The organism is Halobacterium sp. KA-4, assembly GCF_021028995.1.
Lineage (GTDB): Archaea > Halobacteriota > Halobacteria > Halobacteriales > Halobacteriaceae > Halobacterium.
On sequence record NZ_JAJJZG010000027.1, the window covers coordinates 1 to 21,411 of the forward strand.

General features: G+C 56.4%; 30 protein-coding genes and 2 pseudogenes. 23 read left to right on the plus strand and 9 right to left on the minus strand.

All coding sequences use genetic code 11. From position 1 onward, the window contains the following. Positions 1–136, minus strand: a pseudogene (locus tag LPA44_RS16705) (ISH3 family transposase); the annotation flags it as partial. An 886-nt stretch (positions 137–1,022) separates the two neighbouring features. Between LPA44_RS16705 and LPA44_RS16710 the strand changes: the two are divergent. The 3 genes from LPA44_RS16710 to LPA44_RS16720 are packed head-to-tail and all read left to right on the plus strand — an operon-like array spanning position 1,023 to position 1,813. Further along, a complete protein-coding gene (locus LPA44_RS16710) occupies positions 1,023–1,235 on the plus strand; it encodes a hypothetical protein (RefSeq protein ID WP_230890631.1) in 213 nt (70 codons plus the stop codon). Continuing rightward, the gene (locus LPA44_RS16715) at positions 1,228–1,503 is read left to right on the plus strand and encodes a hypothetical protein (protein ID WP_230890632.1); all 276 of its coding nucleotides are present in this window, start codon (positions 1,228–1,230) and stop codon (positions 1,501–1,503) included. The genes LPA44_RS16710 and LPA44_RS16715 overlap by 8 nt, the downstream gene beginning before the upstream one ends. Next, positions 1,496–1,813: a hypothetical protein gene (locus tag LPA44_RS16720; protein WP_230890633.1), complete on the plus strand. Its 318-nt coding sequence runs from the start codon at positions 1,496–1,498 to the stop codon at positions 1,811–1,813. The genes LPA44_RS16715 and LPA44_RS16720 overlap by 8 nt, the downstream gene beginning before the upstream one ends. Positions 1,814–1,873: 60 nt before the next feature. Here the strand turns inward: LPA44_RS16720 and LPA44_RS16725 are convergent, their stop codons facing one another. Continuing rightward, positions 1,874–2,203, minus strand: a complete 330-nt coding sequence (locus LPA44_RS16725; protein WP_230890634.1) for a hypothetical protein — start codon at positions 2,201–2,203, stop codon at positions 1,874–1,876. A 638-nt stretch (positions 2,204–2,841) separates the two neighbouring features. Then, positions 2,842–4,020, minus strand: coding sequence for an orc1/cdc6 family replication initiation protein (locus LPA44_RS16730; RefSeq protein WP_136361188.1), 1,179 nt, complete (start codon positions 4,018–4,020; stop codon positions 2,842–2,844). A gap of 242 nt (positions 4,021–4,262) precedes the next feature. Here LPA44_RS16730 and LPA44_RS16735 point away from each other — a divergent pair, with 242 nt between their 5' ends. From LPA44_RS16735 to LPA44_RS16745, 3 genes are all read left to right on the plus strand, one after another. Beyond that, positions 4,263–4,466 carry a hypothetical protein gene (locus tag LPA44_RS16735; RefSeq protein ID WP_230890635.1) on the plus strand — a complete coding sequence of 68 codons (204 nt, stop codon included), beginning with the start codon at positions 4,263–4,265 and terminating at the stop codon, positions 4,464–4,466. An 83-nt stretch (positions 4,467–4,549) separates the two neighbouring features. Continuing rightward, positions 4,550–4,756, plus strand: a complete 207-nt coding sequence (locus tag LPA44_RS16740) for a type II toxin-antitoxin system HicB family antitoxin (RefSeq protein ID WP_136361189.1) — start codon at positions 4,550–4,552, stop codon at positions 4,754–4,756. A gap of 83 nt (positions 4,757–4,839) precedes the next feature. Then, positions 4,840–5,085, plus strand: a complete 246-nt coding sequence (locus LPA44_RS16745) for a type II toxin-antitoxin system HicA family toxin (protein WP_230890636.1) — start codon at positions 4,840–4,842, stop codon at positions 5,083–5,085. A 94-nt stretch (positions 5,086–5,179) separates the two neighbouring features. On the opposite strand, the gene LPA44_RS16750 is transcribed toward LPA44_RS16745, so the two are convergent. Further along, complete coding sequence (locus tag LPA44_RS16750) at positions 5,180–5,644, minus strand: zinc ribbon domain-containing protein (RefSeq protein ID WP_230890637.1); 465 nt, start codon at positions 5,642–5,644, stop codon at positions 5,180–5,182. 100 nt (positions 5,645–5,744) lie between these two features. Here LPA44_RS16750 and LPA44_RS16755 point away from each other — a divergent pair, with 100 nt between their 5' ends. The 3 genes from LPA44_RS16755 to LPA44_RS16765 all read left to right on the plus strand — a co-directional run bounded on the left by LPA44_RS16755 (position 5,745) and on the right by LPA44_RS16765 (position 7,992). Then, complete coding sequence (locus tag LPA44_RS16755) at positions 5,745–6,590, plus strand: DUF6414 family protein (protein WP_136361192.1); 846 nt, start codon at positions 5,745–5,747, stop codon at positions 6,588–6,590. Positions 6,591–6,756: 166 nt separating this feature from the next. Further along, positions 6,757–7,605: a ParA family protein gene (locus LPA44_RS16760; protein WP_230890638.1), complete on the plus strand. Its 849-nt coding sequence runs from the start codon at positions 6,757–6,759 to the stop codon at positions 7,603–7,605. 3 nt (positions 7,606–7,608) lie between these two features. Continuing rightward, positions 7,609–7,992 (plus strand): hypothetical protein, encoded by a 384-nt coding sequence (locus LPA44_RS16765; RefSeq protein ID WP_230890639.1) that lies wholly within the window; start codon positions 7,609–7,611, stop codon positions 7,990–7,992. Positions 7,993–8,050: 58 nt separating this feature from the next. On the opposite strand, the gene LPA44_RS16770 is transcribed toward LPA44_RS16765, so the two are convergent. Beyond that, a complete protein-coding gene (locus LPA44_RS16770) occupies positions 8,051–8,767 on the minus strand; it encodes a ParB/RepB/Spo0J family partition protein (RefSeq protein WP_230890640.1) in 717 nt (238 codons plus the stop codon). 324 nt (positions 8,768–9,091) lie between these two features. On the opposite strand from LPA44_RS16770, the gene LPA44_RS16775 reads away from it, so the two are divergent. Beyond that, positions 9,092–9,463 (plus strand): MarR family transcriptional regulator, encoded by a 372-nt coding sequence (locus LPA44_RS16775; RefSeq protein WP_230890641.1) that lies wholly within the window; start codon positions 9,092–9,094, stop codon positions 9,461–9,463. Beyond that, positions 9,460–9,810: a type II toxin-antitoxin system PemK/MazF family toxin gene (locus tag LPA44_RS16780; protein ID WP_230890642.1), complete on the plus strand. Its 351-nt coding sequence runs from the start codon at positions 9,460–9,462 to the stop codon at positions 9,808–9,810. The genes LPA44_RS16775 and LPA44_RS16780 overlap by 4 nt, the downstream gene beginning before the upstream one ends. A 59-nt stretch (positions 9,811–9,869) precedes the next feature. Here the strand turns inward: LPA44_RS16780 and LPA44_RS16785 are convergent, their stop codons facing one another. Beyond that, positions 9,870–10,289, minus strand: a complete 420-nt coding sequence (locus tag LPA44_RS16785; RefSeq protein WP_230890643.1) for a hypothetical protein — start codon at positions 10,287–10,289, stop codon at positions 9,870–9,872. A 322-nt stretch (positions 10,290–10,611) separates the two neighbouring features. Here LPA44_RS16785 and LPA44_RS16790 point away from each other — a divergent pair, with 322 nt between their 5' ends. Both LPA44_RS16790 and LPA44_RS16795 read left to right on the plus strand, forming a co-directional pair. Then, entirely contained in the window at positions 10,612–10,857 is a 246-nt protein-coding gene (locus LPA44_RS16790) for a hypothetical protein (RefSeq protein WP_230890644.1), read from the plus strand. A 154-nt stretch (positions 10,858–11,011) separates the two neighbouring features. Further along, the gene (locus LPA44_RS16795) at positions 11,012–11,692 is read left to right on the plus strand and encodes a class I SAM-dependent methyltransferase (protein WP_230890645.1); all 681 of its coding nucleotides are present in this window, start codon (positions 11,012–11,014) and stop codon (positions 11,690–11,692) included. Between the two features lie 84 nt (positions 11,693–11,776). Here LPA44_RS16795 and LPA44_RS16800 read toward each other — a convergent pair whose 3' ends face one another. After that, on the minus strand, positions 11,777–12,181 hold the full coding sequence (locus LPA44_RS16800) for a hypothetical protein (protein ID WP_230890646.1): 405 nt from the start codon (positions 12,179–12,181) through the stop codon (positions 11,777–11,779). Positions 12,182–12,330: 149 nt separating this feature from the next. After that, positions 12,331–12,912, minus strand: coding sequence for a COX15/CtaA family protein (locus LPA44_RS16805; RefSeq protein WP_230890647.1), 582 nt, complete (start codon positions 12,910–12,912; stop codon positions 12,331–12,333). A gap of 141 nt (positions 12,913–13,053) precedes the next feature. On the opposite strand from LPA44_RS16805, the gene LPA44_RS16810 reads away from it, so the two are divergent. From LPA44_RS16810 to LPA44_RS16830, 5 genes and pseudogenes are all read left to right on the plus strand, one after another. Continuing rightward, positions 13,054–14,028 carry a transcription initiation factor IIB gene (locus LPA44_RS16810; RefSeq protein WP_230890648.1) on the plus strand — a complete coding sequence of 325 codons (975 nt, stop codon included), beginning with the start codon at positions 13,054–13,056 and terminating at the stop codon, positions 14,026–14,028. Positions 14,029–14,410: 382 nt separating this feature from the next. After that, positions 14,411–14,785: a winged helix-turn-helix domain-containing protein gene (locus LPA44_RS16815; RefSeq protein ID WP_230890649.1), complete on the plus strand. Its 375-nt coding sequence runs from the start codon at positions 14,411–14,413 to the stop codon at positions 14,783–14,785. Beyond that, on the plus strand, positions 14,782–15,063 hold the full coding sequence (locus LPA44_RS16820; protein ID WP_230890650.1) for a DUF7521 family protein: 282 nt from the start codon (positions 14,782–14,784) through the stop codon (positions 15,061–15,063). Before LPA44_RS16815 ends, LPA44_RS16820 begins: the two co-directional genes overlap by 4 nt. Before the next feature lie 39 nt (positions 15,064–15,102). Beyond that, positions 15,103–15,337: pseudogene (locus LPA44_RS16825) on the plus strand (zinc ribbon domain-containing protein); the annotation flags it as partial. Between the two features lie 154 nt (positions 15,338–15,491). Further along, on the plus strand, positions 15,492–15,923 hold the full coding sequence (locus LPA44_RS16830; protein ID WP_230890651.1) for a DUF7575 domain-containing protein: 432 nt from the start codon (positions 15,492–15,494) through the stop codon (positions 15,921–15,923). Here LPA44_RS16830 and LPA44_RS16835 read toward each other — a convergent pair. Further along, positions 15,920–16,531, minus strand: a complete 612-nt coding sequence (locus LPA44_RS16835; RefSeq protein ID WP_230890652.1) for a TetR/AcrR family transcriptional regulator — start codon at positions 16,529–16,531, stop codon at positions 15,920–15,922. The genes LPA44_RS16830 and LPA44_RS16835 overlap by 4 nt on opposite strands. Positions 16,532–16,715: 184 nt before the next feature. Here LPA44_RS16835 and LPA44_RS16840 point away from each other — a divergent pair, with 184 nt between their 5' ends. From LPA44_RS16840 to LPA44_RS16860, 5 genes are all read left to right on the plus strand, one after another. Then, positions 16,716–17,303: a TetR/AcrR family transcriptional regulator gene (locus tag LPA44_RS16840; RefSeq protein ID WP_230890653.1), complete on the plus strand. Its 588-nt coding sequence runs from the start codon at positions 16,716–16,718 to the stop codon at positions 17,301–17,303. Beyond that, the gene (locus LPA44_RS16845; protein WP_230890654.1) at positions 17,300–18,751 is read left to right on the plus strand and encodes an MATE family efflux transporter; all 1,452 of its coding nucleotides are present in this window, start codon (positions 17,300–17,302) and stop codon (positions 18,749–18,751) included. Before LPA44_RS16840 ends, LPA44_RS16845 begins: the two co-directional genes overlap by 4 nt. Before the next feature lie 111 nt (positions 18,752–18,862). Then, positions 18,863–19,558 carry a polyprenyl synthetase gene (locus tag LPA44_RS16850; protein WP_230890655.1) on the plus strand — a complete coding sequence of 232 codons (696 nt, stop codon included), beginning with the start codon at positions 18,863–18,865 and terminating at the stop codon, positions 19,556–19,558. Between the two features lie 27 nt (positions 19,559–19,585). Further along, on the plus strand, positions 19,586–20,287 hold the full coding sequence (locus tag LPA44_RS16855) for a TVP38/TMEM64 family protein (RefSeq protein ID WP_230890656.1): 702 nt from the start codon (positions 19,586–19,588) through the stop codon (positions 20,285–20,287). A 910-nt stretch (positions 20,288–21,197) separates the two neighbouring features. After that, the gene (locus tag LPA44_RS16860; RefSeq protein WP_230890657.1) at positions 21,198–21,344 is read left to right on the plus strand and encodes a DUF7563 family protein; all 147 of its coding nucleotides are present in this window, start codon (positions 21,198–21,200) and stop codon (positions 21,342–21,344) included. The last annotated feature ends 67 nt before the right edge of the window (positions 21,345–21,411 follow it).

The window sequence follows — 21,411 nt, forward strand, 5'->3', positions numbered from 1 at the left end:
CCTCGTAGATGTCCTCTGCACCGATTTCAGCGTTGTTGGCGAGGTTGAGAGAAACTTCCTCGTCAAGGCAGTTGACGAGGAAGTTAAGGAGCTGGTCCTCGTGAATCTCACTGTCTGCTTGCTGGGTCGTAGACACACCTTCAGCAAGCAGACGTTCTAACTAAGCGGCTTTGTGATGTACTGGACATGGGGATATCCTTTCGGCTAGAGGAATATGGTGCTTCAGACAAGATTCTGTTTACTGATCGGCGGCCAGCGGTTTCCACCCTTTACACGAATGGAGATTTGAACGAGGTCAACCGACTCTTGGACACATGTGGTGATATGCTAATTGAAGAAGAGAATACAGGAGGGAAGCGGAACTCAAATAATGCCGTAGACTTCCGGAAGCTAGAAATAATCAAACTTGCTTTAGAATTGTTGTAGTTAATATTCTAATATAGTTAGTGTGGTCTTCCATCTAGGTCACAAATATACAAACAACCTAAGCGCGCTCATGTGCACACTAAGGTGGTCCGGCAGGGTAGCCGGCCGGAGTGACTTCCAGTACCCATCCCTGTAGGGCATGTGCACGGCAGTTGCGCAGCCCGTAGCGTCGTGGGCGTGGTGGCGGAAGGGCCAGCGCGTTCTGCGCCGGCCCGTTTTACCCATACCCCCTTAGGTGCATAACAAGCTAAGGGCACCGCCTGAGTACGATGAAACCAAGCAGGGTTTCAAACCGCGTAGGAGGAAACAGCGGAGGCTATCTCACGGGTTTCGAGTACCGCGGGTACTACAATATCGTCTATGGCGGCGGTTAAATACACGCCAGCACACCAGCGACAAATAGGCATTTGTACTTAGCATCCCTGTCTGTTCAATACTGATTAGAAACTGGCCAAGGGATGTGTGTTGAGTACGCAGCTAGGATTTAGTGACGACTTGTCTGATAACTCGGAAACAATCCGCTGATTTATCCGGTAAGCGGTCCGCTTACTCCCCTGACCAGCACCATTTAGTGCGAGGTTCTTTTACGAGTCTGCATGAGAACACACACCGAGGTAACTACTCTCAAGGTGGCGGACGCTGTCGGCCGCAGGTACCGAACAGCGTACGCTCAGATGGATGACCCAGAAGAAAGCGGCGATAGGACGTTACGGAAAGTCGGTAATAGCTCCTGGCTCCCCGCCAATACTCCAGAAACGAGCGAGTGCCCAGATAGCGACGACCACGAGATAGGTGAAATCGATGCCTAACACGAAAGCGTTCGTCGTGTATACAGACGGTCCGTCGGGATCCTATCCATACGGTGTCTTCACCAACCGTGAGGCCGCCAACGACGCCCGAGAAGCCATCATCAAGAAACTTGATTCCGGAATGAGCGACGTCCTTGATGACGAATCAAGAATACTAGCACACCAACTGGCGGGAACACTCGATGCACAGGTAAAAATCAAGGAGTGCGAGCTTCGCGATGAATTCACCGAATCTGCGATTGACGACCTCTTCGAGGACTATGACTAACGATGATCCAAACGAAGAGGCGGCGGGACATCACAAAGTCGTAATCCGAGAGAACTCCCAGGGAGAGCGTGACCTCGGCTACACTACTGGTTCAGATCCGCCAACGTCCCGAAGTCCGGCGGATTACGGATGGGGAACCGAGTTGAAAACGCCAGCATTCGACGACGTCCGCGACGCCGTTGACCTGGAGGCACACGAACCCGGGACGCATGTCGCCACGATTCACTACGACCTGGATGCTTGGGAATATACGGTAGAGTTCCTCGTCGAAACGAATCGAGGACCGGACAGCGATGTTACCTCCAAGTAATCCTTGCAGTAGTATGTCTATCCGCTTCAATATCAGTGCACTTGACGGTAGTTGCGCGTTCTACTCGCTGGCTTCGACTGGGGACTTGTACTTGGATTTGACCTGATCGCCGGCCCGCCACTGATAGTAGTAGTAGCGGTTGTTGTTGATCTCCTTGATGACGACGCTGGCTTTCGCAGGAACATCGACAGGGCGGTCGTTATCCTCCTGGCTGTCCTCACGCACGACATCTTCTTTGTCCATCTCGGCAGCTGCCTGTGCTGCTTTCCAGTCGGCCAGATCCTCAGCGTGCTCAGCGATCTGGCGAAGTGCCTCGGGACCCTGGCGATCGAGGCCATCGAGGATGTACTGGGCGATGTTGTCCGGTGGATTGGGGCGTGTGTGGGCCATCGTCTTAACCAACATTAGGATGACTAGGTCGTAATAGTGTTGGTTAAGACTGCCGAGAAAGGGAAACTACTGCAGGCGTTTCACAGAGGATACACCGAACGTGGACGAGTAGCCGTCACCGGGCGGTGTCTGGATGATCGGCGCGCCAACCTTAACCAACACTTTGCACGTATCGGTTCAGATTGTTGGTTAACTCTGGCCGGGCCATTCTGAAGAGTCTGCAGAACGCGAGCGAGGGAAGGAGTTGTGGCTGGTTCGAGAAGTCGGTACAGGATAGGAATATCTCCCCTCCCCACCGCTTCCGCTGTTCCTCGAATCAGAAGAGACGAGATGATTGACCACCCTCCCACCCCACTGCTTCCGCTGTTCTTTGGATCTGCTAGGTGGCGGGCTTCCCGCTGGTACAGTTATCTCTAGTTGTTTCTGCTGTGGGTATGTCTGTTCACGCTGTTTGTGTCTCTTTCTAGAAGATAGGTTTATGGTGGTGGGTATAAAATTAGTCCGCACTCCATCTTTATTCGTTAAATGATGGGGATGGTTTGAACCAACCCCATCACTTCTTCATCAGAACAGCGGAACCAGTGGGGTGGGGGTGTCCAGTCTTCCCTCCTGCAGACACCGCGGCTGGTGTTGGTGGCTCAGTCCTCGATGCTCGCTAATGCGGACTGGACCGTATGGACTTCATACACCAACTCGTGTTTCGTGAACTTCCCTCCACTACGACCTTGGTTAATCTCGTTCCGGGAGGTGATTCCGAGCTGGCTGAGGGCAGCAAGATTGTCTCGAATCGACCGCACGGACACAGGATCCTTCCCCGTCTCCTCACAGATTTTCCGGTAAATCGGGATAATATCCTGGGTGCGTGCCGGGGTCGCGTCCTCGTTTGTCATATTCATCAGCGTCCGGAGGAGAACCCGTGCGTGTTCGGAGAGATCTGAAATCCCTTCAGCGATAATCTCCTTCTCGATCTCCTCTTTCCCTTGCCTGACGTGTTCCTCTCGAACCATCTCATCGTGATTCTTTCTCGCAAGGTCACCCGCCATCAAGAGCAGATCGAGCGCCCGTCGCGCATCGCCCGACTCACGCGCTCCGTGAGCAGCACAGAGTGGGATAACATCCTCACTCAGCGTGTCGTCGTAGAACGCTACTTCTTTGCGCTGTTTGAGGACTTGTCGGAGCTGTCGTGCATCGTAGGCAGAGAAACTGACCACGCGCTCACAGAGGGATGAACGGACTTTCGACGAGAGATTCTCGCGGAACGTCAGGTCGTTCGAGATGCCGATGATGCCGAGGTTGATGTCGGAGATGTTGCCGTTGTCCCGAGCTCGGGTGAGCTGGTAGAGAATGGAGTCATCGTTGAGATGGTCAACTTCGTCTAAGACGATGAGGACCGTTCCATCGCAGGCATCTAGTTCTTCCCAGAGGAACTGGTAGACCTTCGACTGGGGGTAGCCGGTCGAAGCAATCTGGTTTTCGTGTGGCCGGAGCTGGTTGACAATCTCAATAGCGGTCTGGTAGCTGGTGTTAAGGCCGTCACAGTTCACTTCGACGACGGTGACACTGACGCCGGGTACTTCCTGGACGTCCTCTTGGAGTTGGCCGAGGAGGTATCGAGTGGCGGCTGTTTTTCCGACCCCACTTTTCCCGTAGAGGAAGATGTTGGAGGGGTTCTCGTCGTTGATGACTGGCTGGAGGGCCGCGTGGAACTCTTCCAGTTCGTCGTCGCGGCCGACGAGTGTGTTCGGAGTGTAGTCCTCCGTGAGGGCGTCTCGGTCCCGGAAGATTTGGGTGTCCTGTTCGAACGTGAAGTCGGCCATGGCTGCACGTGGAAAGTATGAGACAATAAACCCACCGACCACCCACTTCCGGTGTTTCCTCTGAAGAGGGATTATATAAACAATCTCGGTTCTGACAACCCCAGTACTTCCGCTGTTCTCCAAATCACTGTACTTGGATACGTTTCGCGCGCCATCCCCGTCTACTGCTTCCAAACCGTAGCACAAGCTGTACTGGCACATTCGCCGGTTAGCTTATGTGGCTCAGTCTGCTACACGCTCACATGGCAACCCTTCCCGCTCACCCGAAGAAGACAGACGTCAGCTCAGGTCGCCACGAAGAATCCAGCTTCCTACAAGCAGCTGCCAGCACGATCTACAACGCGGCGAAAGCATTCACCTCGTTCCGGCAGGCTCTCAGTCATGTGAAGAAAGCAGTCGCGTCGGGGCGCTCACTCCTCGCTATCGTCGCTTCTATCCTCTTCTGACAACCACCAGCGCCAACCGAGGCCGCCGGGACAGCATATCAGGTAATCTTTTATCGCTGTCCCACGTTGGTCCACTCAAGCAGATGGGTTCAAGCGCCACCTCACCCAGTTCCTCGATCTCGATCACGCGGGACGGCGACTGGTATGTCGCCCGCGACGAGGAGACTGGCGTCACCAGCCAAGGCGAGACACGCGCCGAAGCCCTCGCCAACCTCAGCGAGGCCATCGACCTCTACAACGAACCCATCGACGAAGAAGACGTCAGCGAGCCTGACGCCCCCTGGTTCTAACCTCCGCGGTCCCCGTTCTGTGGTGCGTTAATGGCACCGTGCCTTCGGAGCGCTTTTGTGCATACCCGGTGATGGTTTGCGCAGTGAGTCGGCGTACGTACTCCGGTCGTGAGGTCGTGAAAGTCCTCACCCGGCATGGGTTCGAGACCACCGGGGGTGTCGGCAGCCACCGGAAACTCTCCTACAAGCATCCCGAAACCGGGGACGTCCGCCACGTCGTCGTGCCGATGCATGACGAGTTGGCTCCCGGAACACTTCGAGAGATCGCCGATCAGGCTGGCGCACACGACTACGATGCCTTCCTGGACTGGCTCGATAACACGCTCTGAATCCCGGTCTTCTTCACCCCAGTAGCGGCCTACAGGATTCTCTATAGTATATCCTATAGGCTCATTACGCCCGAGTGAAACGCCAGTAAGCCGGCTATGCGTCGGAGTCAGTGTCCTCTTGGAGGGCTGCTCGAATGTACTCACGGCGGTCATCCACGGTCTGTTGCACCCACTGGTAGGCCTGACTATACGCCTCATCATCGTACGAGAATCCAGAGTTCGCCTCCTCAGCCTCCGTCATCATCATCTGCATCAACCCTTTCCCGTAGCCAACCGCGTGAAATCGCAGGTGATTGACCTGACGGCCCACCTTGATCCTCTCGCCAGGGCTTCCTTCCTCTGTCTGTCGGGTGTCGGGCGTCACACTCGATGTGATGGACGCGATCTCCTTGTCCAGCAGCGCAGTGAATCCCTCTAGGAACAACTCTTGATCGACGTCGTCGGGTATGCTACCGGCGAGGGAGCTTGGAGCCTTCTCGGTGAGTGGCTCCTTGCAGTGGTAGCACACGTGGACGCCGTCGGTGAGGACCTCACGGCCACACTGAGGACAGTACCTCATACCTCATCATCGCCGGCGGCGAGCATAGTTCTCAGCGTGTCCTTGGATGTCGGAGTGTATTCGTGCTAACTATTATATGTTACACTAACAACTATTCTGCATGGTTTCCATCTCCGATGCACCTGAGGTAGTGTACACAAACGACCAGATTATCGACCGGCTGTTCAGCTATCTGAACGAAGGTGACATTCAGGAGGTTGTGGAACGCTCTCTTGATTCTGACACCACAGGCAAAGGCGGTGGGTTGAGCAAGATTATCCGGCTCAAGTACACTAAGTCATCGACTGATGAGGAGGAGACAGAACTGATCCGGAAGTTCGATTCCATCGGGAAGTTCGCCGTTCTGCACGGTATTCTTCAGGATGACGACGACATCACATCCTTTGAGGAGATTACCGAGGATGATCGACGGGATCTGGAAAGCGGTGATTTCGTCGAATCTCATGGGCAAATTCGTGCATCACCGATTAACGATCTCCAAGATATGATTGGAGACATCAAGCCCTATCTGGATATGTTTGACTTCGATATGGAGTTCCAAGAACAGGGACAGACGTTCACCCTCTCGGATATTCAGGACTTCCTTGACGAACTAGGGTCTGGCGAGGATGTCTACACGGTCACTACTTCGACAAGTTCGATGGATGCCGACGTCGTGTTCTCGCTGGGTGAAGGAGAGTTGGACGGCCAGCTGTCGGAGTATACGGATTACTACGTCTTGGGCCGCGTGGAACACGTGTACAATCGAGGAGAGGAAGAGTGGCTGATGAACGTGATGGACTTGCTACCTGGAAATGACAGAGACACCCAGCAGGACCGGCGGATGTTCCTCAAGCAGATGGTATCGAGTTCATCCGAGCTGCTTGATCGGAACGTGACGGAGGACGACTTCAAGATTAGCCACCCAGACGTTCGTATCCGACCGGTTGCAATCTACCTGTATTAGGAGGTTTCTGAATAGCGATTCCGTAATGTACACTGAATAAAGAGACCTTGATAATTCACTGGCGGTCGGGCTCGCATCCGTTGTGGCCAACCAGCGTCTGACGTGGTTTTATACCTATAGCAGACACTATAGGAACTACTACAGTGAATCCTATAGGGTGTCCTAAATGACCGCACGAATCGCCAGCTTCCTGGATAAAGGTGGTACAGGCAAAACAACCAGCATCGCACACCTTGGCGTCGCCCTCACCCAGCACGGCCACGACGTCCTGCTCATCGACCTAGCCGGCAAACAGGGCGACCTCGCCAAAGCATTCGGCGTCTGGGGTGACGTCCAGGACGCCATCGAGGCCGACGAAGCGTGGCCCAACATCAGCACCGTCTTTGACGACGCCTGGCCAACCATCGCCGAGAAACTTGGCGACGACGCTGTCCACGACCTCGTCTATGAAACCGGCGAAGACGTTGACCTCATCCCCGCCCATCCCGGCCTCGATACGCTGGACGCCGAGCTGGGGAACATCGACGATGCCAGCGAGCGCTACTCACGCCTAGAGGCTTTCCTTGATGACTACGTGGAGGACCTCACCTACGACGTGGTCCTCATCGACCTCCCTGGAATGTCGAACAACGTCACATACAACGGCCTCTGGGCCGCCCGACACGTCCTTGCACCTGTAGAGATGGGGCCCTTCGAGGCCGAGCAGGCTGGCGCACTCCGTGAAGACCTAGAGAAGATCCGGTCGAACTTCGGGATCGACGTCGAACTCGTGATGGTCCTCCCGAACAAGGTTGATGACCGCACCAAACTTGCCACCGAGTACTTGACAGCGTTCCACGAGGAGTACCCCGACGCCATCGCCCCCGAGTACATCCCGTACTCACAGGACATCCGCAACGCCACCCAGCAGGGCATGACTGCCTTCGAGCTGGAGGACCCGAGCACGACTGCACAGCGCGCCCGTGAGGCATACCTCGCCGACGCTGCCGCGCTCCTTGAACGCGTGGAGGACTAAACCATGGACGAAGACCTCGAACAACTACGCGAGCAGACCAGCACTGGCGACCGCCTCGATGAGGCGAGCGCCGAGCAGGAACAGCACGAGCTTCAGGAAGCAATCCTCGCAGAACTGGAGGCTATTGACGCCGGTGAGAAGCAGAAGACGGTGAGCGTGTGGGACGGCCCGATGGCCGCACTCCTCAGCGCGCTCGAAGACCGCGACGACGATCTGGTTGAGACCGGCGAGCAGCTGCGGGACGCGCTGGGCATCGAAGACGAGAGTGACCCAGATCGGAGCGAGGTCCTCCGACTTGCGCTCCGGCTCGGTTTCGAGACTGCGGCTCCCGACAAGCTCGATGCAACACGGAGTGCGGTTGAAGAACACGCCAGCCAACGCCTATAGCATTTCCTATAGGATACTCTATAGTCTATGTGTGGCGTTCCTATCCAGAACAGGCCTGCTATGCAGGAACACCGGGGAATCCATCAGCATCCTCACCCCACCGATTGCGCAGCCGGCGAATCGTTTCCTGCTGTGTAGCTTCATCTAACTGGACATCATCCCAGTCCAGATGGCAACTCGAAAAGATCGCGGCCGCTTCCCAGTCATCGATGTACATACTGCGGCATTGGACGGTATCAAGGCCAGCAACGCAGGCAGCCCACACGCGCTTGTGACCATCCATGATCAGGAATTGGCCATCCTCGGTGATTTGCACAAGCGGTGGCATCGGCAGACACTCATCGCGTTCAATCATGGCGATGAGCCGGAGCTCCTCCTCCGCGTTGAAGCGCCGCGAATGATACGGTGCGGGGACAAGCTTCGATAATGGTAGTTCTCTTGTGTCGATCTCACCGGTTTTCTTGAGACGTGATTGGGGAAAGGCGTAGAATCGTACACCTCGGTCGTGGAGATCGCTGAGGAGGAGAGGATTGGCACCACAGTAGTACGGTAAGGCATCTTCCAGGGTGTCTTGATAGACGACGATGATGACATTGTCATCGTCAGGGTACTCGGGGTTGTCTTCAGCGAGTGTGAGCCTCGATCTGAGGTTCCACTCGCTGGCGGTCTGTGGTGGCGTATTGACGACAACCGCTTCGCCCGGTGGATCATCGCGGTCGATGACAATATCGCCTGGGCTGAACGGCCGCGACTCCGAGCTACTCTGGTCGGCCATCGCCGCTTACTGTTGACTGAACCATCTTGTAGTTATAGGCTGATAGCACCGTAGCAGACCACAGCTAGCTGGTAGAGAGTCGCAGGAACGGCCTATATCTAATCCTATAGAGAATCCTGTAGGATGACATTTAGACTCCTGATGCATGAATAGTGCAGTCTCTGCCATCACATCGATAGAGGACCCTCTCCAGTAGTTGAGACTGGTCGTCTCAATGCATACGGTTCTCAAACTCCTTCGCGATGGATAGTGATCCACCTTCAGTAATTTCGTAGCTTTCACTCCTAACACTCTTTGCAGTGGATGACGTACCTCCATTCAACGATGTCCATCGACCGAGATACCTTCGAGAACACGAGCGAGGACGAACTCGTGGACCTCTCCGTCCCCGATCAAGTCCTCGGGTTTCTCGTCGCTAATGAGGATCGCGCGTTCAAGGCCCGCGAAATCGCGTCCCAGATCGGCGTCGACGAGGGTGCGGTCAGTACGGGGCTCTCACGGTTGAAGAACCGAGACCTCGTGGAACACAAGGCAACGTATTGGGCGGTGACCGATGACGAGGAACGTCTCGACGGGTATAGCGGCTACGAACGAGCGACCGCGCTGTTCAACGAGCAACTCGGTACAGAGGATGAGGAGTCCTGGCGTGAACACGCACCAAGTGAGCCGCACCCCAGCATCGAGGACGAACAGTGACCAACGAAGAGACCCAAATTTTCGAGCGTGGCGACGTCGTCTACGGGGATGATCCGTTCAAAAGCGAGGAAGACGCTCGTCCCTGGCTTATCCTCTCGAACCACGACGGGCGTCCGTTCCACGGCGAGCAGTATCTCGCGGTGACGCTCACAACGAAATCATGGATGGACGGACTAATCGAGATTCCAGCGGAGAGTTGGCGTCGTGGTGGGACCCCGGATGAAAGTCGAATTGTTCCGTGGGGAGTCCAATCGATCGACCACGAAGATATCGACTTCTGGCAAGGCCGTCTTGCCAGCGATCCCGTTGATCAGGCGGTGGCTGCGCTCGTCGAAGAACTACAATAGCTCCTTCGAGGTTTCGTTCGAGCAGAGAGTGGTGAAACGGCTGTTAGGTAGGTCTGCGGTTATACCGTTGAGTAGTCCATTCGATAATAGTTGTCTCGATAAATAATGACTCGGTGAACATTTTCTCCAGACATCCTGAACTCGTTGTGTTGATTGAGGTCGATCCCGTTTTGTTCGAGGGCTTTTTCGAACGTCTCCTGTTGTTCTTGGTTCAACTCGCGAAATTCGTGTATCTCGGCGTCAGAGTATCGGGAGAGGTCTGGTTCTTCGATTTGGGTGACAGTGAGTCGAACGCCAGACTCAGTGAGTCCTTCCTTAGTTGTTGTCGGTGATGTCGTCTCTGTTGCTGTCTCCGGTTCTGGTGTTGTCGTTCCAGAGGTTCCATCGGAGTCTGTTGGAGCGCCACTATCGCCCGAGGAACAGCCTGTCAACCCCGCTAAGGCGGCTGTCGCGCCCAGAAGAACATGGCGACGCTTCATACCTGAACACTCCAACGGCTCCGGTAAGTGCTTTGTCTGTACTTACCACGGAGAGTGTCAAACCCACCATACCGAATGGCTTCGCCAAAGCTAGCCTCGTGGTAGTAACGACAATATTCATACGGTTGTTACTGATATCTATGCGACGTGCCCTCCACACGACACCGCTTTCTGGTGCAGACGAGCAGTTTCGGGGGAATCGCGTTACTGGCCGGCTGTGCTGGATGGAACGCTGACACGCCCACGGTTCCGACACTCGAAATAGCGCTCGAGAATGCCACGAAGGACGCCCACGTATTCCATGTCGCCGTTGAAACGGCCGATGGACTCGGACAGTGGCTCTCACGTGAGGTGCCGCCAGAAACGCGCGAGGTCGTCGAGAGAGAGAGAGCCAGACGCGGAGTACGATTCCGTGGTGATCCACGGGGTTGTTGACGAGCAGACGACACGGGGCAAGATACTCGATATTGATGGAACTGATCGAACTGAGATCTGTCCTCACATGATCTTCCAGTACAACACCGGCAACGATCCGACGACCCTCCAAAGCTCAGATATCCGCTGTTGAGGGCCTCCGCAACGAACAGTCTTCGACAACTGCTACTCGTGCGGAAATGCATCCGAACGAGGGATCTTAATACAGCCAGTGAGGCGTAGTCACTATCGGTCCCTCAGATTCATGTCGAAGTAGAAGGGTCGCTAATAGGAGTGAGGGCTCATTCATGACACAGTTAGACCAGGACGAAGAAACCGTCAAAGACCTCGTTCAACAGCACTGGAATGGCCGGGCAGCGACGTTCGACGAGGAAAGCCAACACGGCATCCACTCTGACGAGCAACACGACCACTGGCTCACAGTATTGCGCGAGTGGACCGGCGACAATTCTCTCGACGTACTTGATGTCGGCTGTGGGACGGGCGTTATCTCGTTATTATTGGCAGAGCTTGGCCATGATGTCGTGGGAGTAGATTTCGCCCCGGAGATGCTCGAACGTGCCCGAGCGAAAGCCCGACGGACAGACTACTCGATCACGTTCCACCGAGGGGATGCCGAGGCTCTCGCCCTGCCAGACGATACGGTCGACCTGGTCACTGCGCGCCACCTCGTCTGGACGCTCCCTAGTCCCACTGCGGCACTACAGGAGTGGCAACGTGTCGTTGAGCCCGGTGGCCGGATTCTCCTGATTGAGGGCTACTGGGACCACGACGAACCGTGGGACGAGTACGAGCATATGCACGACGAACTCCCGATGTACGATGGCCGACCGCCCGACGAACTGAGCGACGTACTCACCGACGAAGGGTTCTCCGACATCACGCATGAACCGCTGATGGATGCGACACTCTGGGGCCGGGAACCCCATTCCGACTACTACATCATGAGCGGCACCGTCCCGCGTTGATGACGGGCTAATTGTTTCGTCTGTACTGGACGATCAATACTCTTGGATAGGACAGGCTGGATTAACGAAAGTGACGGAGATCCGTTACGGTCGTCTGGCCACGAGGCCGACAAGGATGAAGAGCGCGCCGGCTGCAGCAGCGAACAGCGGCGTATCGAGAGTCGCAGTCGGGTCCAGCGCGAGCCACAGCGCGGCACAAAAACTGGCAAGCGCAACTGTTGCCGTGCCGACCTCGAGAATCCGTGGTCCAGTCGCATCTGGACGGAGGCGGCTGTACATCCCATGTCCCAGGACGGTAACCGGGAACACACAGCTAACGATCAGCGCGAGATGGACGGCGACAACACCGGCAGTGTCGACAACCGGAGCAACATCACTCACAATCGTACCGACCGCGTACAGGCCGAGAAGCCCTACTAGTAGGGCCGCGAGTATCCGTTCGACGCCACTGGCCGAGGGTCGTGGAAGGCGGTCCGCTGTCGATCCCATGAGACTATCTCACACTCCGACGACAGTAAACACCCCGAAATCTCACCGATGGAATCAACCCTGTCTTAATCAGTTCCGTAATCCGCACCTCTTGTTTATCGGCCTGATCAGAGAGGAAGCCCAATCCTGCGATGGCCGCTGACGAACCGTTAGTGCACCTGTGCGTATCGACCCGTGTCCTGGCGTAGATACGATGTCAAGGATGCCGTCAGGAGATTCAGCAAAATGACCATAGCAACCCCGAGGTGGCTAGTGACGACGATCGGTTGGAGGTTTGCCGTGACCGTCAATCCGCCGAGAAGAACCTGGATCGGCAACAGGATCAGTGCCAGCGTTGCCGACCACTTGACGATCACCGTCTCTCGATAGCAAAGCCACGCTCCCAGCCCAGTACCCACGATGAGGAAGCCAGCGATCATCGCGAGTCCACGATGTGCCCACTCGGCGAAGATCTGGAGGGGCGAGTACGAAGAAGTGGCGACGATGTCGGGGTGAAGAAACGGAATCCACGTTCCGTAGCACATCGGCCAGTCCGGACACGACAATCCAGCCCCGATCGCGCTCGTATACGCACCGAGGAGCATCACGAGAAAGGTGACAACCAACGTGATGGCCGACAGATGGACGTATGAGGCTGGAGAAGCCCGGACACGTTCCTGAATCCGCGTCAAGATCGAATCTACCTGAATCATTCTTCTCGAATCAAGCGCGCTCGGTCGCTCTACTTCCATACGTATTCGGCACTCGCAAACCCAGATTGGCGGATTCCCAGATCTTGGGAACCCGCATCGTGTTCTTCGGATGGCCACCCACAGTATGCTAGCGAGAACCACTCGGATGCACCGAGAGCAGAAATTCAAGGTCCAGCACGTATGTCCAACACATCACTCGACATTCGGGAAGCGGACACTGACGAACAGCATTCGACCGCCAAGTCCCGGTCACAGTCGTCGTGTCCGGAGTGCGACGGCCAGATCGTTCGCGACGATGAGCACGGGGAAACGACCTGCGAAGACTGCGGGCTAGTCCTCAACGAAGAGTCAATCGACCGAGGACCCGAGTGGCGAGCATTCAACAGCGACGAACGGGACGAAAAAAGTCGCGTCGGTGCGCCGACCACGGAACTCCTGCACGACAAGGGGCTCAGCACAACAATTAGCAGGAAAGACACGGATGCATATGGGCAATCGGTCCCAGATCGGAAACGAGCGCGCCTGCAGCGGCTACGGAGGTGGGACGAACGATTCCGAACGAAAGACGCCCACGAGCGGAATCTCAAACAAGCACTTGGCGAGATCAATCGGATGGGATCTGCTATCAATATTTCAGACCCAGTTCGAGAGACGGCAGGGGCGATCTACCGCCGAGCGGTCGACGAAAACCTCCTCCCGGGTCGGTCAATCGAGAGCATGGCAACAGCTGCCCTGTACGCCGCAGCCAGACAACACGGAACGCCACGGCAGCTGGCCGCATTCGCTGAAGTCAGTCGCGTCGAAGAGCTCCGGATTCAGCGGGCATATCGGTACGTTTCCCGGGAACTCGCCCTCGAAATTGAACCGGCGGATCCATTAGAATACGTGCCGCAGTTCGCGTCCGCACTCGAGGTAAGCGACGAGGCAACGCGTCAGGCTCGCGATCTGCTCACCACCGCCAAAGCACAGAACGCACACAGTGGCAAGAGCCCGGCAGGTCTCGCAGCGGCCGCCCTCTATGCTGCAACCCATCTCACAAACGAGCAACTGACACAGAAGACAGTGAGTAACGCAGCCAACGTGAGCCTGATGACGATCCGGAACCGCTATCAGGAATTGCTCGATGTCTACGCGGAACACGGGGAGTCTGCGTGATGACCGAGCCAAGACAACCCGGCTACGCAGAGGTAGCGACCGATAGTCAAGGGCGTGACGGACTGCGTGCGCTCGGTCGCGAAACCGACCGGGAGATTCTCGCATGCTTCGTCGCTGCGTCACCTCGTGATGTCATGGACATCGCCACCACTGCAGAATGCCACCCGATTACAGTCGACCAAACATGTGCGCGACTCCATGGGCATGGGCTGATCCGTCCAGTCAATCGAGGACGATATGATCTGACCAACGCCGGACGTGGCTTGCTCGAGGATAAGTCCGAGGTAGAAATCGAGCGGTGAGAAGAGTCGCAGGCTTGCTCGTCTCGTCGCCGAGTACACCAACCGGATAGCATATCCCAGATACGTCCCAAGTTCAGATAATGGTGCGCGATTCAGCGTCATCCGAGGACTCGCCATCGTTGCGGGATATCCTTGATGCGCTGGACGACGCCGACTGTCGAGCGATTCTTCGCGAAACAGCTGAACCCATGACCGCGAACGAACTCATGGATGTATGTGACATCCCCAAATCGACGGTGTATCGGAAACTGGACCGCCTCAGCGACGCCTCGCTGGTCCGCGAACAGGATACGATCAACCCCGGCGGGGGCCGAACCACGACGTACGAGCGAGACTTCGACGACGTGATGATCTCCATGGATGACGACGGCTTCTCGGTGACAGTGGAACGACCGCCGCGGAATGCCGACGAACGGCTTGAGGATATCTGGTCGAAGATGGGCGATGAACTATGATGTGGGTGGGAACGGCTATCGTCGTCGTGAAAACGGTGATCTTGCTGCTAGGGAGTGGGATCACGTATATCGCGTATCGGGCTTATCGTCGCACGGGGGTACCCTCGCTTCGGATGCTTGGGATCGGGTTCGGCATTATCACGTTCGGTGCGTTGCTCGCCGGTATCGCCCATCAAATCCTCTCTGTATCGCTGGAAATGGGAATCCTGATCAACAGCGTCCTGGTGGCGATCGGCCTGGGCATCATCATGTACTCGCTCTATCTCGAACGGGAATGACCCTCTACGGGAGAAGTCAGCTCAGGATTCTTCCGCATAACGTGCTGTGAGTGCGGGATGAAAGCGGATGCAAACCGTGTTGAACGTGGGGAGTACGTCTGTGAGAACTGCGAGTTGGTCGCCAATAGTGACCTGAATGCGGCGGAGAATATGCGGGCGACGGTAACCGAGTCCCTCATGGGATAGGAGTACCGGCTGTCTGGCCCAGCCAGCGGTGCGCCTGTTCGATAAATCAACGGGGCAAGTCGCCCCACAAGAGCAGGTACGACCGTAAACCGGCAAATATCCCAACGCTTGCGGAAGCCTCGCTGTTCACGGCGCGGAGGACGTCATCAATTCGGCATTCCAGATGGCGCCACATCATCTCGTCACCAATCAAATTAGGTTGGTCAAGAAGACTTATGACTTACTAACTAATTAGTAACCACATGAGCCAGTCACTCTCCGGAAAGCGACCGTGGCTCGCCGCCCTGCTCAACGTTCTTGCAATCGGCTTAGGGCACGCGTACCTCCGACGCTGGTGGCGCGCATTCGGGTGGATCACAGCCCTATTCGGCGCGGCGACGCTGTTCGTCGATCCAGCAGCACTTGAGGCATTCATGCGCGGGCAATCGATCAACCTGCTGTCGATCGCGCCAGTCCTCGTCGTCGGGGCTCTGAGCGTCGTGGACGCATATCTCGTGGCACACGCACAGAATATGATGGCTCGGTTTACTCCGAACCAAAATAGGGAACTCACGCACTGCCCTCACTGCGGGAAGGAACTTGGCCTTGATTTGGATTTCTGTCAGTGGTGTTCCGCAGACCTCACGCACACTGAAACAGCGAGTCCGGCGGAACGGCCGGACAAGTACACCTAGCCGTCTCCGCTCTGATCGACTGCCAGTACAGCTGTGACGTATTCTTCGGCGGTCTGTCGCGCCGTTGCAAGCGACGCTTCCTCATTGAAAACGACCGCCCTAGTGCGGCCTCCGTCGACAATCGTCATTAGCGCGCGTGCGGCATGCTCGGCATCCACATCGTTGAATACGCCATCTTGGATGCCCTGGTCGATTACGGTGCTGAGCATGTAGCGGACGTACTCGTCGTTCTGCTGGAAGCGTTCCCTGAACGCTTCCTTGTATGGTGCTTGACTCCGCATCTCCAGCATCGCCACTAACAGATCCAGGTGATCCTGTGCGTCGACGAGTAGTTTGTCGAGCAGTAGGTCCAGTCGCTGTTCAGGATCGGTAGTTTCGACTTCGTGGACAGTATTTTGGAACTGGTCGAGGATGTAGTCTAGAAAGGCCGCGAGTAAGTCGTCTTTCGTGTCGTAGTGGTAGTGGATGGCAGCTGTCGACTTACCGTATTCCTCGGCAATCCGCTTGATCGTTAAGTCGGCGTAGCCGTGCTCTTGGAGAGCTCGGTATGTCGCACGCATGATCTCCTCGTTTGGATCAGCGGCGGTGCGGTTCGGCGAATCAGCCATTACGTCGTATATTCGGCGTACCCGGGATAATGCTGTTGACCTTCTCGTCAGATTTCCTTTTTCGGGTTGGGAATTTGTCTCGTTGAATTACCTGTTACCGCGGTGTGTGTACACCTAACCATTCCAAAGCCTTTTGACTAACTGGTTAGTAAGTACTGTATCAACCGAGATGGAAGACAACCCGATGGCTGACATTCTGGAGGCAACTCACCGCGCACTCTGCCGACACGGCTATGCTGACCTCACAATCCAAGACATCGCTGCCGAATCAGCCAAAAGCAAAGCCACGATTCACTATCACTACGGAACGAAAGAAGCCCTCTTTTCGGCATTCCTCGACTACCTCTATGACCAGTACACCGCTCAAATCGACGCCGCCAGCGGCGAAACACCTCTCAAGCACCTTCACTCGCTGCTGGACATCCTCCTGTGGAACCCAACCGAACCTGCAAAGCAGGCGTTCCAGACCGCGATACTCGAGGTAAAAGCACAAGCACCGTACGACGACTCCGTTCAAGAACAACTCATTGAATTCGACGCGTATCTCTCCGACCGATTACAAGCGATTATTGAAGCGGGTATCCAGGCCCGTGAGTTCAACGACGAAGTAGACCCGTCGACAGCAGCTGACTTCCTCACGACAATAATCAAAGGCGCGCATACACGCCAAGTCACCGTCAATCATCCCCCTGAGCACCTCTCCGTCCCGATGACCGATTACATCCAGACCTACTTGCTCGCCAACGACCCAGCGGAGGCACCGCCAGCATGAGCATTCGAAGTAGTATCAGTTCGCTATTCAAAGGCCGCGAAGAGTTCGATCTGACCGCCGGTAGCATTGGGAAGCCACTGTTCTTCCTGTCGATGCCGATTGTCGTGACGAACCTCTTCCAGACGGCGTACAATCTCGCGGACACGTTCTGGCTGGGCCAGTACAGCACGGACGCACTCGCCGCTATCAGTTTCGCGTTCCCGATGGTGTTCCTGCTCATCTCGCTGGGGATGGGGATTTCCGTAGCGGGCAGCGTGTTGGTCGCCCAGTACACCGGCGCTGGCGAGGAACGACAGGCCGAATTCGCCGCCTCACAGACGATGACGTTCGCTGTGATCGCGTCGATCCTGTTAGGTGGTGTCGGCTACTTCTTCGTCGGGGACTTCCTCTCCTTGATGGGGGCATCCACGGACGTCCTGCCACTGGCATCAAGCTACATGGAAGTCGTCGCACTTGGTCTGACATTCATGTTCGGCTTCGCCGTGTTCATCGCGCTAATGCGCGGCTACGGCGACACGATTACGCCGATGCTCGTGATGTTCGGGTCAGTAGTTCTGAACATCATCATCGACCCGTTCCTCATCTTCGGCTGGTGGGCATTCCCCGAGATGGGGATCCAGGGTGCCGCCGTCGCCACGGTCTTCTCTCGAGCACTCGCGCTCGTCGTCGGGCTGGCTATCATGTTCCGTGGACGCCGTGGTGTCGAAATCCACCTGCGAGATATGGTTCCGGAGTTCGCCTACCTGCGCCGCCTCGCTCGTATCGGCGTGCCCGCGTCTATTGAGGGGACTGGGCGTGCGCTCTCGATGAATCTCCTCTTGTTCATCGTCGCGACGTTCTCCGACCCGATCGTCGCAGCATACGGTATCGGGACGCGCGTGTTCTCGGTCATTTTCCTCCCAGCCATCGCGGTCGCGCGCGGTGTCGAGACGATGACTGGACAGAACATCGGCGCCGACAAACCCGACCGCGCCGAACAGGCCGTAACCCTCGCAGCGAAGGTGCTTTTCGGTATCCTTAGCGTCGCCGGCGTCATCGTTTTCGTGTTCCCCGAACCGATCGTCTCAGTGTTCGTCGGCGCAGACCAAGCAGCCGCTGGACAGGTCGTCTCGGCTGGCGCACAGTTCCTGCGCTATGTCGCACTCACCTTCGGGTTCATCGGCATCATGCGGGCGTACACCGGGAGCTTCCGCGGTGCCGGCAAGACGCTTACCGCCGCTGCGATTTCGGTGCTGACGCTCGGCGTGATTCGGTTCCCCGTTGCATGGGTAGCTTCCGGCCCACTTGCCGAGACCGGCATCTGGCTGTCGTTCGCTATCTCGAACGTTGCTGGTGCCATTATCGCGTACGCGTGGTTCCAGCGTGGAACGTGGCGTACTGCTGACCTCACCGAATCGAACGTGGACGTCGACAACCCTGCTGTCGACGTGTCGGCAACCGACGATTAACGGATCATGCCACCAGCAACAACAATCGCGGAACGCCGTACCAAAATCGACCGATATCTTGACGCTACGTTAGAGCGAACTGACGAGTGCCCGCTGGCAGCGGTTTCAACCATGGATGCATGTCCAGACCGGTGGTACGGACAGCTGGTTTGTCTCACACACGATGCAATTGCGGACAAACCGACCGCCGACGCAGTACTGCCCGCATCTGCAGCTATCGAGTTGCTCCGCGGGTACTGCCGACTGCGCACCGAGCTGCTCATCCAACTTGCCGACAACCGCGCCCATTCACTGACTGGAGACCCAGCGAACGCGCTGCTGGCAGGAGACTACCTCAACTCGGCGGCCTACACAGCCCTCGCCAAAACCGGTAACCACCACCTTGAAGACGCTCTCCAGGCGCTCATCGCTGTCTCCGAGTCACTCGTGGACGCATTCGACGCGAGGTACGTCCGATCAGCCGACGATCACTCGTTCCTTGATGACACGGTCGGCAGTATTGGTGAGGGCGCCGCGGTCATCGGCATCACGCTCGCAGGCGGGGATACCACCCAGAAGGAGGACTTTGCGACGCTTGGACGCGGATTCAGTACAGCATATCAGGTCCGCCGAATCCTTAATGCAGACAGTGACGGTGCCGTGCCGACGATTGCGCCACCACGGTTCGATGAGGCGGCACTCCGTCAGCACGGCGCACGACACTTCAGAGAGGCCACGCATGCTCTCGACCGACTCAGCGATTCGGCAGACGTCGAGCCACTTCGGAACTTCGTGAATACTCACTGTGATCAGGACAACGGGTTTTAACGCGAAGCTGATGCTAGCCGAACGTATATGAGGGTCTTCTCCTCGCGTGACGACCGACGGCGCGCGCTCTTCATCCTTGTTGTGGGTGTTGCCAGCCTGGCCGCCCTCTATGTAGCTGTTCGTCGATATGCGCCGTTCATGTTTGATGTCGTTGCACTTCGGACGTGGATCGGCCAGTTTGGTGTGTTCGCGCCGCTCGTTTTCGTCGTGGTTCAGGCCGTCCAGGTGGTTGTCGCGCCAATTCCCGGGCAAGTTGTGGCGCTAGTCTCCGGCTATCTGTTCGGCTCCATCCCGGGGACCATCTACAGTCTTACTGGCGTCCTGATCGGGAGTGCCGTCGCGTTCAGTCTCGCGAAGCGATATGGCCGAGCGCTCGTCGAAGAGATGCTCCACGAGGACGTGGTAACGAGGTTTGATGGGTTTGTGTCGCGAGTTGGACTTCCAGGGCTGCTCGCGTTTGTCCTCATTCCTGGCCTTCCGGATGACGTAATCTGTTTTCTTGCTGGGCTCACCACGTGGCGCCTCCGGACATTCATCGCAGTCATCAGTATCGGTCGTCTTCCAGCATACGTTCTCACGGTCTTTGCGGGCGGTGAATTCGCAGACGACCAACTAACGAGTGGACTACTCCTTGTGGGTGTGGTCGTTGTCCTCTCCGTAGTCGGCTATCGTAACCAGGACACGATCCAAGACCTTGTCCAACAATTCGAAGCACGCCTCCCATTCTGAGCCATCTGGGTTATACGACAACTCTGGGCCGCGTCATTCGCGCATTTTCACAGGCAGCTAGAAGAGTCACTTGGTCAACCACTGTAGGGTGGAGGTACCCGAACACTGTCTTGACGTCCTCCAAACAACGAAGCGGCCCATGGCAGCTTTCAAGAGGTGACCCCCGACTCGCCGTGGCCGTTGGAAATCCCTCCTCGAAGAAAGATTGAGGCTGACGGATAACGCGAAGGTACGTGATGACATCCTTCGCGCCGCTCACGGCGCGGTTGCCCGAGAGTTGGGAGGTTTTTCCAGATATCCTCCAAGAATTAGGGCATTATTCCGATTCTCGATCGGTGCCCTCGAAAATACGTTAATGATTGTCCGGTAAGAATTTCCGTGTGGGGTACATAGTCCCCAGCAAGGTGTGAGGGATGGTAACAACACACGGTGGAAGTGGTCGTCGACAGCCACGAACAGACCCAAACACGAGTGAAACAGTTAGCGCTATCGAACACTACACTTGTAGTCTCGCTGGCTTGGCTGTGACGGGGCTTCTCTGCGGTCTTCTCTACGCCGAACTGGTTGTTCTCACCCAAGTATTTGTACCGTTTGCCGGCGTGCTACTCGTGGCTGGTGTGTTTAGCGTGTGGGCATTATGTTGGCTTGCGTTCGAATTTGTCTGGGAATGGGCGAGCACGTACGGGCCCCGCTGGAAGTAGGTTTGATTTTCTCGTCTGTTGAGACGTTCAGTGGCTTCTACGTCGATCTCATAGAAGTTCGAGGCGGAAACCCACGACTTGAGTCGTGGGTTCCTGACATGAAGTATTCGGTGAATGCCATACTTAAATTTCGGCGGATAGATATTTGTTCCCCTAATCCTTTCGACGTCGTCAGAAAGTCTATGGAAGAGGAAGCGGCTGCTACATGTATGCCGGAGTGCCAGAACTGTGGCAGCCACGTCACGGATGTCTACGTGCGCGGATTTACGCCGGACACAGTCGAAGACCCTCGCGTGTGCCCGAACTGCGAGGACATGACTCGGGACCGGAACGGCGTCCGCGAGACACGGACGTAACGCAAACTATCCTGGGTCGGGGACCTCTCGATCGCCTTTTGATCTACAACGATGAGGGGGACGTAGG

Coding starts and splice junctions, on each gene's coding strand:
- LPA44_RS16710 (WP_230890631.1), top strand. CDS start 1,023: ATGAGAACACACACCGAGGTAACTACTCTCAAGGTGGCGGACGCTGTC.
- LPA44_RS16715 (WP_230890632.1), top strand. CDS start 1,228: ATGCCTAACACGAAAGCGTTCGTCGTGTATACAGACGGTCCGTCGGGA.
- LPA44_RS16720 (WP_230890633.1), top strand. CDS start 1,496: ATGACTAACGATGATCCAAACGAAGAGGCGGCGGGACATCACAAAGTC.
- LPA44_RS16725 (WP_230890634.1), bottom strand. CDS start 2,203: ATGGCCCACACACGCCCCAATCCACCGGACAACATCGCCCAGTACATC.
- LPA44_RS16730 (WP_136361188.1), bottom strand. CDS start 4,020: ATGGCCGACTTCACGTTCGAACAGGACACCCAAATCTTCCGGGACCGA.
- LPA44_RS16735 (WP_230890635.1), top strand. CDS start 4,263: ATGGCAACCCTTCCCGCTCACCCGAAGAAGACAGACGTCAGCTCAGGT.
- LPA44_RS16740 (WP_136361189.1), top strand. CDS start 4,550: ATGGGTTCAAGCGCCACCTCACCCAGTTCCTCGATCTCGATCACGCGG.
- LPA44_RS16750 (WP_230890637.1), bottom strand. CDS start 5,644: ATGAGGTACTGTCCTCAGTGTGGCCGTGAGGTCCTCACCGACGGCGTC.
- LPA44_RS16755 (WP_136361192.1), top strand. CDS start 5,745: ATGGTTTCCATCTCCGATGCACCTGAGGTAGTGTACACAAACGACCAG.
- LPA44_RS16760 (WP_230890638.1), top strand. CDS start 6,757: ATGACCGCACGAATCGCCAGCTTCCTGGATAAAGGTGGTACAGGCAAA.
- LPA44_RS16765 (WP_230890639.1), top strand. CDS start 7,609: ATGGACGAAGACCTCGAACAACTACGCGAGCAGACCAGCACTGGCGAC.
- LPA44_RS16770 (WP_230890640.1), bottom strand. CDS start 8,767: ATGGCCGACCAGAGTAGCTCGGAGTCGCGGCCGTTCAGCCCAGGCGAT.
- LPA44_RS16775 (WP_230890641.1), top strand. CDS start 9,092: ATGTCCATCGACCGAGATACCTTCGAGAACACGAGCGAGGACGAACTC.
- LPA44_RS16785 (WP_230890643.1), bottom strand. CDS start 10,289: ATGAAGCGTCGCCATGTTCTTCTGGGCGCGACAGCCGCCTTAGCGGGG.
- LPA44_RS16790 (WP_230890644.1), top strand. CDS start 10,612: ATGGACTCGGACAGTGGCTCTCACGTGAGGTGCCGCCAGAAACGCGCG.
- LPA44_RS16795 (WP_230890645.1), top strand. CDS start 11,012: ATGACACAGTTAGACCAGGACGAAGAAACCGTCAAAGACCTCGTTCAA.
- LPA44_RS16800 (WP_230890646.1), bottom strand. CDS start 12,181: ATGGGATCGACAGCGGACCGCCTTCCACGACCCTCGGCCAGTGGCGTC.
- LPA44_RS16805 (WP_230890647.1), bottom strand. CDS start 12,912: ATGGAAGTAGAGCGACCGAGCGCGCTTGATTCGAGAAGAATGATTCAG.
- LPA44_RS16810 (WP_230890648.1), top strand. CDS start 13,054: ATGTCCAACACATCACTCGACATTCGGGAAGCGGACACTGACGAACAG.
- LPA44_RS16815 (WP_230890649.1), top strand. CDS start 14,411: ATGGTGCGCGATTCAGCGTCATCCGAGGACTCGCCATCGTTGCGGGAT.
- LPA44_RS16820 (WP_230890650.1), top strand. CDS start 14,782: ATGATGTGGGTGGGAACGGCTATCGTCGTCGTGAAAACGGTGATCTTG.
- LPA44_RS16830 (WP_230890651.1), top strand. CDS start 15,492: ATGAGCCAGTCACTCTCCGGAAAGCGACCGTGGCTCGCCGCCCTGCTC.
- LPA44_RS16835 (WP_230890652.1), bottom strand. CDS start 16,531: ATGGCTGATTCGCCGAACCGCACCGCCGCTGATCCAAACGAGGAGATC.
- LPA44_RS16840 (WP_230890653.1), top strand. CDS start 16,716: ATGGCTGACATTCTGGAGGCAACTCACCGCGCACTCTGCCGACACGGC.
- LPA44_RS16845 (WP_230890654.1), top strand. CDS start 17,300: ATGAGCATTCGAAGTAGTATCAGTTCGCTATTCAAAGGCCGCGAAGAG.
- LPA44_RS16850 (WP_230890655.1), top strand. CDS start 18,863: ATGGATGCATGTCCAGACCGGTGGTACGGACAGCTGGTTTGTCTCACA.
- LPA44_RS16855 (WP_230890656.1), top strand. CDS start 19,586: ATGAGGGTCTTCTCCTCGCGTGACGACCGACGGCGCGCGCTCTTCATC.
- LPA44_RS16860 (WP_230890657.1), top strand. CDS start 21,198: ATGCCGGAGTGCCAGAACTGTGGCAGCCACGTCACGGATGTCTACGTG.